The organism is Sphingomonas astragali, from assembly GCF_051400615.1.
Lineage (GTDB): Bacteria > Pseudomonadota > Alphaproteobacteria > Sphingomonadales > Sphingomonadaceae > Sphingomonas.
The window spans coordinates 902,291-913,918 of sequence record NZ_JBLFFH010000001.1 but is presented as its reverse complement, the minus strand read 5'-3'; the positions used below and the strand labels follow the sequence as shown (position 1 = coordinate 913,918).

16 protein-coding genes are annotated in these 11,628 nt (G+C 67.0%); 5 read left to right on the top strand and 11 right to left on the bottom strand.

Going from position 1 to position 11,628, the window contains the following annotated elements; genetic code table 11:
* The first annotated feature begins 14 nt into the window (after positions 1 to 14).
* Positions 15 to 614 (top strand): ankyrin repeat domain-containing protein, encoded by a 600-nt coding sequence (locus ACMGER_RS04655; protein WP_436810938.1) that lies wholly within the window; start codon positions 15 to 17, stop codon positions 612 to 614.
* A gap of 34 nt (positions 615 to 648) precedes the next feature.
* Here the strand turns inward: ACMGER_RS04655 and ACMGER_RS04650 are convergent, their stop codons facing one another.
* The 11 genes from ACMGER_RS04650 to ACMGER_RS04600 all read right to left on the bottom strand — a co-directional run bounded on the left by ACMGER_RS04650 (position 649) and on the right by ACMGER_RS04600 (position 7,519).
* Positions 649 to 1,143, bottom strand: coding sequence for an MmcB family DNA repair protein (locus ACMGER_RS04650; protein ID WP_436810937.1), 495 nt, complete (start codon positions 1,141 to 1,143; stop codon positions 649 to 651).
* A 57-nt stretch (positions 1,144 to 1,200) separates the two neighbouring features.
* Positions 1,201 to 1,836: a cell wall hydrolase gene (locus ACMGER_RS04645; protein ID WP_436810936.1), complete on the bottom strand. Its 636-nt coding sequence runs from the start codon at positions 1,834 to 1,836 to the stop codon at positions 1,201 to 1,203.
* Between the two features lie 218 nt (positions 1,837 to 2,054).
* Complete coding sequence (locus ACMGER_RS04640; RefSeq protein ID WP_436810935.1) at positions 2,055 to 2,393, bottom strand: DUF1491 family protein; 339 nt, start codon at positions 2,391 to 2,393, stop codon at positions 2,055 to 2,057.
* 7 nt (positions 2,394 to 2,400) lie between these two features.
* The gene (locus ACMGER_RS04635) at positions 2,401 to 2,874 is read right to left on the bottom strand and encodes a PaaI family thioesterase (RefSeq protein ID WP_436810934.1); all 474 of its coding nucleotides are present in this window, start codon (positions 2,872 to 2,874) and stop codon (positions 2,401 to 2,403) included.
* Positions 2,864 to 3,331 (bottom strand): PTS sugar transporter subunit IIA, encoded by a 468-nt coding sequence (locus ACMGER_RS04630; protein WP_436810933.1) that lies wholly within the window; start codon positions 3,329 to 3,331, stop codon positions 2,864 to 2,866. The genes ACMGER_RS04635 and ACMGER_RS04630 overlap by 11 nt, the downstream gene beginning before the upstream one ends.
* Positions 3,332 to 3,354: 23 nt before the next feature.
* Positions 3,355 to 3,936: a ribosome hibernation-promoting factor, HPF/YfiA family gene (gene hpf / locus ACMGER_RS04625; RefSeq protein WP_436810932.1), complete on the bottom strand. Its 582-nt coding sequence runs from the start codon at positions 3,934 to 3,936 to the stop codon at positions 3,355 to 3,357.
* A gap of 56 nt (positions 3,937 to 3,992) precedes the next feature.
* The gene (gene dnaQ, locus ACMGER_RS04620; protein WP_436810931.1) at positions 3,993 to 4,679 is read right to left on the bottom strand and encodes a DNA polymerase III subunit epsilon; all 687 of its coding nucleotides are present in this window, start codon (positions 4,677 to 4,679) and stop codon (positions 3,993 to 3,995) included.
* An 8-nt stretch (positions 4,680 to 4,687) separates the two neighbouring features.
* Positions 4,688 to 5,281: a dephospho-CoA kinase gene (gene coaE / locus ACMGER_RS04615; RefSeq protein WP_436810930.1), complete on the bottom strand. Its 594-nt coding sequence runs from the start codon at positions 5,279 to 5,281 to the stop codon at positions 4,688 to 4,690.
* Entirely contained in the window at positions 5,278 to 6,114 is an 837-nt protein-coding gene (locus ACMGER_RS04610) for a shikimate dehydrogenase family protein (RefSeq protein ID WP_436810929.1), read from the bottom strand. The genes coaE and ACMGER_RS04610 overlap by 4 nt, the downstream gene beginning before the upstream one ends.
* Positions 6,111 to 6,701, bottom strand: a complete 591-nt coding sequence (locus ACMGER_RS04605) for a Maf family protein (protein WP_436810928.1) — start codon at positions 6,699 to 6,701, stop codon at positions 6,111 to 6,113. Before ACMGER_RS04605 ends, ACMGER_RS04610 begins: the two co-directional genes overlap by 4 nt.
* Complete coding sequence (locus ACMGER_RS04600; RefSeq protein ID WP_436810927.1) at positions 6,698 to 7,519, bottom strand: pyruvate, water dikinase regulatory protein; 822 nt, start codon at positions 7,517 to 7,519, stop codon at positions 6,698 to 6,700. Before ACMGER_RS04600 ends, ACMGER_RS04605 begins: the two co-directional genes overlap by 4 nt.
* Before the next feature lie 299 nt (positions 7,520 to 7,818).
* Between ACMGER_RS04600 and hemE the strand changes: the two genes are divergently transcribed.
* The 4 genes from hemE (at position 7,819) to ACMGER_RS04580 (ending at position 11,624) form a co-directional block, all read left to right on the top strand.
* The gene (gene hemE / locus ACMGER_RS04595) at positions 7,819 to 8,853 is read left to right on the top strand and encodes a uroporphyrinogen decarboxylase (protein ID WP_436810926.1); all 1,035 of its coding nucleotides are present in this window, start codon (positions 7,819 to 7,821) and stop codon (positions 8,851 to 8,853) included.
* 22 nt (positions 8,854 to 8,875) lie between these two features.
* Positions 8,876 to 9,331 carry a CopD family protein gene (locus ACMGER_RS04590; protein WP_436810925.1) on the top strand — a complete coding sequence of 152 codons (456 nt, stop codon included), beginning with the start codon at positions 8,876 to 8,878 and terminating at the stop codon, positions 9,329 to 9,331.
* 158 nt (positions 9,332 to 9,489) lie between these two features.
* A complete protein-coding gene (rho, locus tag ACMGER_RS04585) occupies positions 9,490 to 10,746 on the top strand; it encodes a transcription termination factor Rho (protein ID WP_436810924.1) in 1,257 nt (418 codons plus the stop codon).
* A gap of 227 nt (positions 10,747 to 10,973) precedes the next feature.
* A complete protein-coding gene (locus ACMGER_RS04580; RefSeq protein WP_436810923.1) occupies positions 10,974 to 11,624 on the top strand; it encodes a TerC family protein in 651 nt (216 codons plus the stop codon).
* Positions 11,625 to 11,628: the final 4 nt, after the last annotated feature.

The window sequence follows — 11,628 nt, the reverse complement described above, 5'->3', positions numbered from 1 at the left end:
AGGATCCTCCGTCGATGGTGTCGCCCGCTTTCCGCTTCGTCCTCGCCGCCGCGCTGCTCGCCGCCCCCGCCGCAGTCCCCGCCCAGCGCATGTCCGACAGCTACGAGTTCCTGAAGGCCGTGCGCGAGGCGGACGGCAACAAGGTCACCCAGATTCTCGACAAGCCGGGGTCGCGGATCATCGACACCCGCGACGATTCGGGCGACGCCGCGCTGCATATCGTGACCAAGCGCAGCGACGTCACCTACCTGCGCTTTCTCATCGGCCGCGGCGCCAACATCAACATCCAGGACGGGCGTGGCAACACGCCGCTGATTCTGGCGGTGGGCGCGAGCTGCTTCGATTGCGTCGACGTGCTGACTCAGCAGAAGGCGAACGTGAACCTCGCCAATGCCTCGGGCGAGACCCCGCTTATCCGCGCGGTGCAGCTGCGCAACCTCGAGATGGCGCGGCGGCTGCTCGACGCCGGCGCCAATCCCGACCAGCGCGACGTGGTCGCCGGCATGTCGGCGCGCGACTATGCCCAGCGCGACACCCGCTCGCCGGCGCTGACCAAGCTGCTCGCCGACGCACCAAAGGCCAGCAGCCGCCGCGTTTCGGGTCCGGGGCTTTGATCCTTTCACTCGTCGCTGGGGATGACGGCGAGCGCTAATAGCCCCCGAGTTCGCCGAACGCGTCCGGGTCGGTGAGTCCGATCACCCGCCGGGCTGCGCGTCTCGCGAGCGCAAGCGTGCAGCGGCGGCGGGCGTGTACGGGCAGCACCACCGTCGCCGCCTCGCGCACGATCGCCGCGTCGTAGCGATCGGCGACGATCACCCCCGAACGCTCGGGCAGGAAAGCAGGGCCGTCGAGCGGACTCGCATCGAAGCCCTCGGGCACCGCCCAATAGAAACGGTCGCAATGTCCCAGATAATCGGTCCATTTGGCGTCGCCGAGCAGGTCGGCCCGCGACACCTTGATCTCGACGATCACCAGCCCGCCCTTGGCATCCAGCGCCATCAGGTCGGCGCGGCGTCCACCGTCGAGCGGCACCTCCGCAATCGCCACGATGTCATGACGCAGCAGCATCCGGCATACCCCACGCGCGACATCGCCGGCGGCGAGCGGAGCCGGAGAATCGGAAAGGGGCACGGCGCTGGCCATGCCCCTTCCTAGAACATCATGGGAACACTGGAAAGTGGCGGTGTCGGCGAAACGAACTCAGCGATAGAAGACATGGTTGCCGATCGCGGCGACCTTCGACAGCCGCCAGCCGGGCGAGACCCGCCGCGCATGGAAATAGAGCGCCTTGTCGGCAGCCGTATCCCACAAGTCGCGCTGCGCGACCTTGGCGACCGCCACTGCGGTCTGCCACGCCTTGCCCTTGCCGGTCGGCACATGGCCGCCGCGCACGAACGAGAACTGGCCGCGCTGGGTCAGCACCGAGCACACCGACTTGGGGAATCGGCCCGAGCGGGTGCGGTTGAGAATGGTCTCGGCGACCGCAAGCTGGCCAGCGAGCGGTTCGCCCTTCGATTCGAAATAGACGCCGGAGGCGAGGCACCGGAGCTCGCGATCGTCGTCGAGCACCGTGTTCTGCGCCGCGACCGCATCGGCGAGCGAATCGAAATCGTCCTCGGCCTGGACAGCCGGCTGCTCGTCCTCGGTTGGAATCGCCTGGATCATCGCGGGCTGCGGCGTGAGGGTCTGAACGGCCGTGGCCGGCTCGACGACGGCCTGAGGCGCCGGAACGGGCGGAACCTGGGGAAGCGCGATGGCGTTGAGCGTCGTGAGCGGCGCGGTATCGAGCTTCTGGGCGAAGCCGGGCGCCGAGGTGCCGACGAGGACGGCGCTCACAAGAAAAACGGCCGCAGGAACTGCGGCGCGGACGAGGAACGGCATTCAACAACGATCAAGTGCGGTTGGCACACGACCGGCAGCTTCCGTCACTCTTTGAAGAGGCGGATACGATACGGATCGGGAAACCCCCCGACTGCGTCACCGGCCGAAATCGCACTTCGAACGGCACAACGCTAACAAACGCGGCAAGTGATTGATTCCGCGACGCAGCAAAGTCAATTCAGCGTGATCGTTTCAGCGACGAATCGTTCCCCTTCCGGGATATCCAGTTCGATTACCCACAAATCGGGATCGCGCTCGACGCGGCGGCGCCAATAGGCGGCGACTGCCTCCGAATCCATCTCGCGCGGTCCTGTCCAGATCAATGCGGTACGGCCATCAGGCCCGATTCCGCGCTCGACGAAACGCGGTCCACTCCCTCTTTCGAGCAACAGCACCAGCAGCGCGCCGGCCTGATCGTCGCCCCGCGCGAGCACCATCGCGCTGCCGCCGGCATCATGGACGCGGCGGATCAGCGCCCTGGCCAGGAGGCCGCTCGCCAGGCGCCCGGTCATATGGCGCTCACGCCCGGTAGCCCGGTAATCCCGCCAGCGGGATGTTGGAACGCATGAAGGTGCCCGTCCCGCGCGCCGCTTCCTCGCCCGAGGCGTCGACCAGCCGCGCCTCGGCGATCAGCACCCGCCGCTGCCCGCTCACCCAGCGTCCTTCGGCGACCACCGGCCCTGCCCTGAGCGGCTTGGTGAACAGCAAGTTGAAGGCGGTGGTGAGCAGGAATCGATCGCTCACCAGGCTGTTCGCCGCATAAAAGGCCGCATCGTCGAGCATCTTGAAATAGGCGGTGCCGTGGAGCGCCCCGGCGGCATGGAAGAAGCTTTCGGCGACGGTGAAATGGATTCGAGCCTCGCCGGGCGCGACGATCTCCATCCGCGAATCGAACAGCCGGTTGATCGGCGCCGCGGCATAGAGCGACTCGAGCGCGCGGAAATGGGCCTCTGCCCCGGCGGGCGGGGACAGCCCCTCAGCCTCAGGCGGCATCGCGAGCTTCGATGCCGGTGAGCAGGGCATAGATCGCGTCGGGCGACGCCGCGCCGCGCAGCTTGTCGGTGAGCGCGCGGTCACGCATCCGCCGCGAGATGCGCGCCAGCGCCTTCAGATGCTCCGCCCCGGCACCGGTAGGCGAGAGCAGCATGAACACCAAATCCACCGGCAGGTCGTCGACCGCCGCAAACTCGATCGGCCGCGCCAGCCGCGCGAACAGCCCGCGCACGCCCGCCAGGTCCTCGATCCGCGCGTGCGGCACGGCGATGCCGCCGCCGAAGCCGGTGGTGCCGAGCTTCTCGCGCGCCGCCAAGCGGTCGACGACCAGCCTGGCGTCGAGCCCCCAAAGCTTCGCCGCCGCCGCGCCGAGCGCGGTGAACAGCGCGCGCTTGCTGCCGACGGCCATGTCCGCGAATACGGCGTCGTGGCCGAGCAGGTCGGTAATGTCGTTCATCGATGATCTTCCGGGCAGTGTGGTCAGTCGGCGCGGTTGGGCTCGACCCAGCCGATCGTCCCGTCGCCGCGGCGATAGACCATGTTGAGGCTGCCGGTGCCGCTGTTGGTGAAAAGCAGCGCGTTGGTGTTCCGGAGGTCGAGCATCATCACCGCGTCGGATACGCTCGCGTTGGGTACGTCGACGCGCGTCTCGGCGATGATCACCGGCGCCTCGGCCGCCTCTTCCTCGCCGCCCGCGTTGAAGACGGTATAGCCGGCATTGTCATAGGCCTGGCTCTCCTGCACCGCTGCCGCTTCGCCGGCGTTGCGGTCCTTGAGCCGGCGCATGTAGCGTCGCAGCTGCTTCTCGATCTTGTCGGCGGCGCCGTCGAAGGCGACGTGCGCGTCCTGGCCGTCGTTGCTGCCCTTGAGGATGAGGCCCTGCATGACATGCGCGACGATGTCGCAGGTGAAGCGATGGTCGTGCGGCCCTTTGCCGAAGGTCACCTGGGCCGAAAGCGCACGCGCAAAATATTTGTCCGCGATCCCCTGAAGCCGCTCCTCGACGTGGCGCTTGAGCGCGTTGCCGGTTTCGACCTGATGGCCAGAGACCCGGATATCCATCGCTTCCTCCTTTTCAAAATGGGGATGGCGCAAAGGAAGCGCGCCCCCCGGCGGACTCATCCCAACGCCGGAGCCCCCCATAGCGGTTCCTTGACCGTCGCCAGGAACTCGGCGTGGCGCGCGAGTTCCTCTTCGCTGGCGGCGTGCGGTCGCGCCGGCCGCACCACGGCGCGCGTCGCCGGCGCCACGACCTCGATCGTCGCGACCTCGACCGCCAGGCTGAGTCCGATCTGCCGGCCGCCGGACAGCTCGACATAGACCTGCGCGAGCAGCTGCGCGTCGAGCAGCGCCCCATGGAGCACGCGGTGGCTGCGGTCGATGCCGTAACGCGTGCAGAGCGCGTCGAGCGTATGCTTCGCGCCCGGATGCCTGGTCCGCGCCAGCACCAGCGTGTCGACCATGCGCGTGCGGCAGACTTCCGGGTGGCCGCAGCGGCCGAGCTCACCGTTGAGGAAACTGAAGTCGAACCCAGCATTGTGCGCGACCAGCGGCGCATCGCCGAGGAACTCGAGCAGCTCGCCGACGAGCGCGGCGAATACCGGCTTGTCCGCCAGGAAGGCATCGCCGAGGCCGTGCACCGCCTGCGCTTCGGCCGGCATCGAACGCTCAGGATTGATATAGGCGTGGAAGGTCCGGCCGGTCTCGACCTTGTTGATGAGCTCCACGCAGCCGATCTCGACCAGCCGGTCGCCACCGGCGAAGCTGAGGCCGGTGGTCTCGGTGTCGAACACGATCTCGCGCATATGCCCCCTTATCCTCCCGACGAAGCCATCAGGCAAGCGATCAGGCGGCGTACCGCGGTGCGGGTCTCGTCCAGCGGTCCGCCGGTCGGGATGACGAAATCGGCGCGGGCGCGCTTTTCGGCATCGGGCATCTGCTTGGCCAGGATCGCGGCGTAACGTTCCGCGGTCATGCCGGGCCGCGCCAGCACACGGTCGCGCTGGACCTCGGGCGGGGCGGAAACCACCGCGATCTTGTCGACCTCGGTCTCGCCATGGGTCTCGAACAGCAGCGGGATGTCGAGCACGACGAGCGGCGCGTCGGCATGATCGGCGAGGAATGCCGCCCGCTCTTCACGCACTGCCGGATGCATGATCGCCTCCAGCGCCTTCAACTCGTCGGGCCTGCCGAACACCGCCGCGCCGAGCGCCGGCCGGTCCACCCCCGCCGGTCCGGTGGTGCCGGGAAAGCGTGTCTCGATCGCCGACAGGATGCGCCCGCCCGGCCCCTGCAGCCGATGAACCACGGCATCGGCGTCGAACACGGGCACGCCCTCGTCGGCGAACATCGCCGCTACCGTCGACTTGCCCATGCCGATCGAGCCGGTGAGGCCGAGCTTGATCATGGAGCCTGCCCCGGGCTTCGACCCGGGGTCAGCAGATCGCGGAGTTCGTCGTCGCGTTCGCGCGGGGGCTCGGCGCCGAACAGCAGCTCGAAGGCGAGCGCCGCCTGACCCACCAGCATCTCCAGCCCGTCCACCGTATCGAGCCCCCGCGCGCGGGCCTGGGCCAGCAGCGGCGTCTCCAGCGGGGAATAGACGATGTCGTAGACCACCGCCTCCTCGGGGAGCGGCGAGAGATCGATCTCCAGCGGCGGATGGCCGGTCATGCCGAGCGCGCTCGTGTTGACCAGCAGCGCGCTGGTCGGCGCGAGCGGCGCGGTGAGCGGCACCACGTCACCCTTGAGCCCGAAATGCGCGAGCAGGCCGGCGGCCTTGAGCGGCGTGCGGTTCATCAGCGTCACGCGTCCGACCTCCAGACGCGCCAGCGCGAATAGCACCGCCCGCCCCGCGCCGCCTGCGCCGATCACCGTTACATGCCGGCCGGCGAGGTCCAGCCCGGCGATCGGCGCGGCGAAACCGCCAGCGTCGGTATTGGTGCCGATCAGCGCGTCTCCATCTCGCAGCACGCAGTTGATCGCACCGATCGACTGCCGGATGCCGCCGCGATCCTCGACATGATCGAGTGCCGCGATCTTGTGCGGGAGCGTGATGTTGCACCCCCGCCAGGCCGGATCGGCGCGGCGCTCGGCGAAATACGCGGCGAGTCCGTCCGGCGTCACCAGCGTCTTGCGATATTCGGCATCGATGCCCAGCGCAGCCAGCCAGAAACCATGGATCACCGGCGACTTGGACTGGACGATCGGATCGCCGATCACTTCGGCATAGGCTCGCGTCATGACGTCAATACGCCTCTCACCCTGAGGTAATCGAGCACAGGCAGCAGCGGCAGACCGAGCACCGTGAAGTGGCTGCCGTCGATCCTGGCGAAGAGCTGTGCACCTAGCCCCTCGATCCGGAAGCAGCCGACGCAGCCGGCGATCGCCGGCCATTCCGCGTCGAGATAGCCCTGGAGGAAGGCGTCGCTCAGCGGCCGGACGAACAGCGTCGCCGTATCGACCTCGCGCCACACCGGCCGGCCGCTTTCGGCGATCACCGCGGCGCTGTGGATCTTGTGGCGCCTGCCCGACATGCGCCGCAGATGCTCCTCGGCTTCGGCGCGCGTCGCGGGCTTGTCGAGGATGGTGCCGTCGGCGAGCTCGACGATCGAATCGCTGCCGAGCACCAGCACGCCCGGCTGGTTCATCGACACCTTCCGCGCCTTCAATTCGGCGAGCGCATCGGCGGTATCGCGCGCATCAGTGCCGGAAAGCCCCGCCTTGGCCGCGGCTTCGTCCACGTTGGGCGGCACGGCCATGAACGGCACTCCCGCCGCCTCCAGCATCGCCCGGCGCGAGGCGCTGCCGGACGCCAGGATCAATCTCATGTCTCCACCTTCGGCAGGTTGCGGTCGTTGACGAGGCCGATGATCGCCGCCGCGGTCTCCTCGATCGAGCGGCGGGTGACGTCGATCACCGGCCAGCCGTTGTCGGCGAACATGCGGCGGGCAAAGGCGACCTCCTTGGCCACCGCCTCCTGTTCGACATAAGCGGTCTCGGTCTTCTGGTTGAGCGACAGCAGCCGGTTACGCCGGATCTGCACCAGCCGGTCCGCGCTGGTGGTGAGCCCGACGATTAGCGGATTTTGAAGCGCAAAGAGCTGTGGAGGTGGTGGGGATTCGACCACGATCGGCACGTTCGCGGCCTTGTAGCCGCGATTGGCGAGATAGATCGACGTCGGCGTCTTCGAGGATCGCGAGACGCCGACCAGCACGATGTCCGCCTCCTCCCAGTCTTCCGGCGCGATGCCGTCGTCATGGGCGATGGTGAACTGGATCGCGTCGACGCGCGCGAAATAGGCGGCGTCGAGCATGTGCTGTCGGCCCGGACGGGCCTTGGCCTCCTGTCCCAGCATCGCCGACAAGGCGTCGTTGACCCCATCGAGCGGCGCCACTGCGGGAAGGCCCATCGCGCGGCAGCGGCCCTCCAGCGTCTCGCGGATCGCGGGGTTCACCAGGGTGAACAGCACGAGGCCGGGATTCTGCGCGATCTCCTGCAGGATACGCTCGAGATGCGCCTCGCTCCGCACCATCGGCCAGAAATGGCGCTGGGTCTCCACATCGTCATATTGGGCGAGCGCCGCCTTGGCGATGTTCTCCAGCGTCTCACCGGTCGAATCCGACAGGAGGTGCAGATGGAGCCGCATTCAGGACAGGCCTGTGGAAAACATGAGGACGAGCGCTAGCGCAACCCCGGCCACGCGCCAAGCGAGGCGATTCCGATCGATTCGTCCATGACAATCCACAGCCCCGCCGGCAGCGCCCGGTTTGCCCCACAGCCTGTGGATAGCGGGGATGCCGATATCCGACTCCCGCCCGCGGCACGGTGAATCGCGCCGTCAAGCTGTTGGCAGATGCGGGACGCTCGCCTAATCCCGGTCATCCACCCGCCAACAACCTTCAACAACCCTTAGATTCTTCTCTTAATAGAGGTTAGGCGACGCCGGTGAGCGTGAACGAGACAAAGCCGTTGCTGGCAACGCTGAAGGGGAACCGGCAGGCAATTCCCCCGACATGGCTGATGCGCCAGGCCGGCCGCTATCTGCCCGAATATCGCGCGCTCCGGGAAAAGAAGGGCGGCTTTCTCGAGCTTGTCACCGACAGCGCCGCTGCTGCCGAGGTGACGCTCCAGCCGATCCGCCGCTTCGGCTTCGACGGTGCGATCCTCTTCTCCGACATCCTGATGGTGCCGTGGGCGCTGGGGCAGGACCTGTGGTTCGAGACGGGCGAGGGGCCACGGCTTGCCCCCACCATCGGCCGCGGCACGCTCGACGAGCTGGTGCAGGAGCGGGAACGGCTCGATCCGGTCTATGAAACCGTGCGCCGGGTGAAGGCCATGCTCGATCCTGCCACCACTTTCCTCGGGTTCGCAGGCGCGCCGTGGACGGTGTCGACCTATATGATCGCCGGCCAGGGCAGCCGCGAGCAGGCCGAGGCGCGTCGGCTCGCCTATGCCGATCCCGGGCTGATGGCGGCACTGGTCGACCGCATCGTCGCGGTGACGCTCGACTATCTGGAAGGGCAGGTCGCCGCCGGTGTCGAGGCGGTGCAGTTGTTCGACAGCTGGGCGGGCAGCCTGTCGCCGGCCCAGTTCGAGACCTGGGTGATCGGCCCGACTGCCCGCATCGTCTCCGAGCTGCGGGCGCGCTGTCCGGACGTTGCGATCATCGGCTTTCCCAAGGGCCCCGGCGGCAAGCTTCCCGCCTATGCTCGTGAAACCGGGGTCGACGCGATCGGCATCGACGAGACGGTCGATCCGCTATGGGCCGCGGCCAACCTCCCGCCGGCCATGCCGGTGCAGGGCAATCTCGATCCGCTCGCGCTGATCGCCGGCGGCGCGCCGCTCGATGATGCGATCGACCAGATCCTTGCAGCCTTCGCCGATCGGCCGCATGTGTTCAACCTTGGCCATGGCATCCTGCCCGACACGCCGATCGCGCATGTCGAGCAGCTGCTGGCCCGCGTACGGAGGCCGGCATGAGCGCCGGCGAGCGGAGGCGAGCGTGACTGGGTTTCTCGGCGGCACCTATCTGTGGGTGAAGGCGGCGCATCTCATCTTCGTGATCTTCTGGATGGCGGGGCTGTTCATGCTTCCGCGCTATCTGGTCCATCACCAGGACGCGCTCGGCAATCCCGATGAAGCGGCGAAATGGGTCGAGCGCGAGGCGAAGCTCAGACGAATGATCCTGACGCCGTCGATGATTCTGGTATGGGTGCTCGGCCTGATGCTCGCCGCCAACCTCGGCCTGTTCGACGGCGCGCCGAACCTCGGCTGGCTCCACGCCAAGCTGCTGCTGGTGGTGTTGCTTTCAGGCTACCACGGCTGGGCAGTCGGCTATGCGAGGAAGCTGGCGCGGGGTCAGGCCACGCTCGCCACCCGTCAGCTCCGCATGATCAACGAAATCCCGGCGCTCGCCGTCACGCTGATCGTCATCCTGGTGATCGTCCGCCCCTTTTGAGCGCCTTGACTTGGGCTTGAGCCGCACCTAACTCACATTGGTGTCGGGACACCGCTCCAGCGGGCTCGGTATTCCTCCTCCTATCGCCAGCGCGTTCGCACTTCCCCAGCCGTTCAGCGCCTGCAGACCTCCCTCGATCTATCCACCGGACGCCCGAAATGCATCTCAAGGACCTCAAGAAGAAATCTCCCGCCGAGCTGGTCAGCATGGCCGAAGAGCTCGGCATCGAGGGCGCGTCGACCCTGCGCAAGCAGGACCTGATGTTCGCGATCCTCAAGGTCCAGGCCGAGAACGGCGAGCAGATCATGGGCCTCGGCACGATCGAGGTGCTGCCCGACGGCTTCGGCTTCTTGCGCAGCCCCGAGGCGAACTATCTGGCCGGTCCGGACGACATCTATGTCTCGCCCAACCAGGTGCGCAAGTTCGGCCTCAGGACCGGCGACACCGTCGAGGGCGAGATCCGCGGACCCAAGGACGGCGAGCGCTATTTCGCGCTGACCAAGCTGGTCTCGGTCAACTTCGACGATCCCGACGCCGTCCGCCATCGCGTCAACTTCGATAATCTGACACCGCTCTATCCCGAACAGAAGCTGACGCTCGACCAGCTCGATCCGACCCAGAAGGACAAGTCGGCGCGCGTCATCGACATCGTCTCGCCCCAAGGCAAGGGCCAGCGCACGCTGATCGTCGCGCCGCCCCGCGTCGGCAAGACAGTGATGCTGCAGAACATCGCCAAGGCGATCACCGACAACCATCCCGAGGTCTTCCTGATCGTGCTGCTGATCGACGAGCGGCCCGAGGAAGTCACCGATATGCAGCGCTCGGTGCGCGGCGAGGTCGTCTCCTCAACCTTCGACGAGCCGGCGACGCGTCACGTCCAGGTCGCCGAGATGGTGATCGAGAAGGCCAAGCGCCTCGTCGAGCACAAGAAGGACGTGGTGATCCTGCTCGACTCGATCACCCGCCTCGGCCGCGCCTACAACACCGTCGTGCCGAGCTCGGGCAAGGTGCTGACCGGCGGCGTCGACGCCAACGCCCTTCAGCGGCCGAAGCGATTCTTCGGCGCCGCGCGCAACATCGAGGAGGGCGGCTCGCTTTCGATCATCGCCACCGCGCTGATCGATACCGGCAGCCGCATGGACGAGGTGATCTTCGAGGAGTTCAAGGGCACCGGCAACTCCGAGATCGTGCTCGACCGCAAGGTCGCCGACAAGCGCATCTTCCCGGCGATGGACGTCGGCAAGTCCGGCACCCGCAAGGAGGAGCTGCTGGTCGACAAGGGCGTCCTCAGCAAGATGTGGGTGCTGCGCCGCATCCTCATGCAGATGGGCACCGTCGACGCGATGGAGTTTCTGCTCGACAAGATGAAGGACTCCAAGACCAACGAGGACTTCTTCGATTCGATGAATCAGTAACGGATGATTTATTCTTTCCCGTCACCCCGGACTTGTTTCGGGGTCCACCGGGAGGCAAGCAGCGACGCTGGAGCCGATTGGCCATAGTCTTCGGCACCGTGGACTCCGAAACAGGCCCGGGGTGACGCGGGTAAGCGTGATCGCACCGTCTCTGACGGATCACGAGGCTTGAAGGACGATCCGCTAATCCCTTTGCCCTCACCGCCTAACCGGCTAAGCCCGCCCGCATGACCGAGCTCTGGCAGCATATCGTCAACGACTTCGCCAACATCACCAGCCCGAGCGCGTTGACGGCGTTCCTACAGGTCCTGGCGATTGACGTGATGCTGGCCGGCGACAATGCGATCGTCGTCGGCGCGCTCGCCGCCGGGCTTCCTCCGCAGCAGCGCAAGCAGGTGATCCTGATCGGCATCATCGCCGCGCTGGTGCTACGCATAGTCTTTGCGCTCGCGGTCACGCAGCTCATGCAGATCATCGGCCTGATCTTCGCGGGCGGCCTGCTGCTTCTCTGGGTCTCATGGAAGATGTGGCGCGAGATTCGGCAGGACACCGGGCATGATGAGGAGCTTGCCAACCTCAGGCCCGCCAAGAGCTTCGCCGCCGCTGCATGGGCCGTCGCGGTCGCGGACGTGTCGATGAGCCTCGACAATGTCCTCGCCGTTGCCGGCGCCGCGCGCGAGCACCCCGGCATCCTGATCGTTGGCCTGCTGCTCTCGGTCGCGCTGATGGGTGTCGCGGCCAATCTTATCGCCAAATATATCGAGCGTTACCGGTGGATCGCCTATGTCGGTCTGGCGGTGATCCTCTATGTCGCGTTCAAGATGATCTACGAGGGCTGGGTCGACCGTGAGGTCGGCCTGCTGCGGCTGTTCGGCTAGGACA

What these genes read in the sequence shown, in the direction of transcription:
- ACMGER_RS04655 (WP_436810938.1), top strand. Translation starts at nt 15, where the DNA reads ATGGTGTCGCCCGCTTTCCGCTTCGTCCTCGCCGCCGCGCTGCTCGCC.
- ACMGER_RS04650 (WP_436810937.1), bottom strand. Translation starts at nt 1,143, where the DNA reads ATGGCCAGCGCCGTGCCCCTTTCCGATTCTCCGGCTCCGCTCGCCGCC.
- ACMGER_RS04640 (WP_436810935.1), bottom strand. Translation starts at nt 2,393, where the DNA reads ATGACCGGGCGCCTGGCGAGCGGCCTCCTGGCCAGGGCGCTGATCCGC.
- ACMGER_RS04635 (WP_436810934.1), bottom strand. Translation starts at nt 2,874, where the DNA reads ATGCCGCCTGAGGCTGAGGGGCTGTCCCCGCCCGCCGGGGCAGAGGCC.
- ACMGER_RS04630 (WP_436810933.1), bottom strand. Translation starts at nt 3,331, where the DNA reads ATGAACGACATTACCGACCTGCTCGGCCACGACGCCGTATTCGCGGAC.
- hpf (WP_436810932.1), bottom strand. Translation starts at nt 3,936, where the DNA reads ATGGATATCCGGGTCTCTGGCCATCAGGTCGAAACCGGCAACGCGCTC.
- dnaQ (WP_436810931.1), bottom strand. Translation starts at nt 4,679, where the DNA reads ATGCGCGAGATCGTGTTCGACACCGAGACCACCGGCCTCAGCTTCGCC.
- coaE (WP_436810930.1), bottom strand. Translation starts at nt 5,281, where the DNA reads ATGATCAAGCTCGGCCTCACCGGCTCGATCGGCATGGGCAAGTCGACG.
- ACMGER_RS04610 (WP_436810929.1), bottom strand. Translation starts at nt 6,114, where the DNA reads ATGACGCGAGCCTATGCCGAAGTGATCGGCGATCCGATCGTCCAGTCC.
- ACMGER_RS04605 (WP_436810928.1), bottom strand. Translation starts at nt 6,701, where the DNA reads ATGAGATTGATCCTGGCGTCCGGCAGCGCCTCGCGCCGGGCGATGCTG.
- ACMGER_RS04600 (WP_436810927.1), bottom strand. Translation starts at nt 7,519, where the DNA reads ATGCGGCTCCATCTGCACCTCCTGTCGGATTCGACCGGTGAGACGCTG.
- rho (WP_436810924.1), top strand. Translation starts at nt 9,490, where the DNA reads ATGCATCTCAAGGACCTCAAGAAGAAATCTCCCGCCGAGCTGGTCAGC.
- ACMGER_RS04580 (WP_436810923.1), top strand. Translation starts at nt 10,974, where the DNA reads ATGACCGAGCTCTGGCAGCATATCGTCAACGACTTCGCCAACATCACC.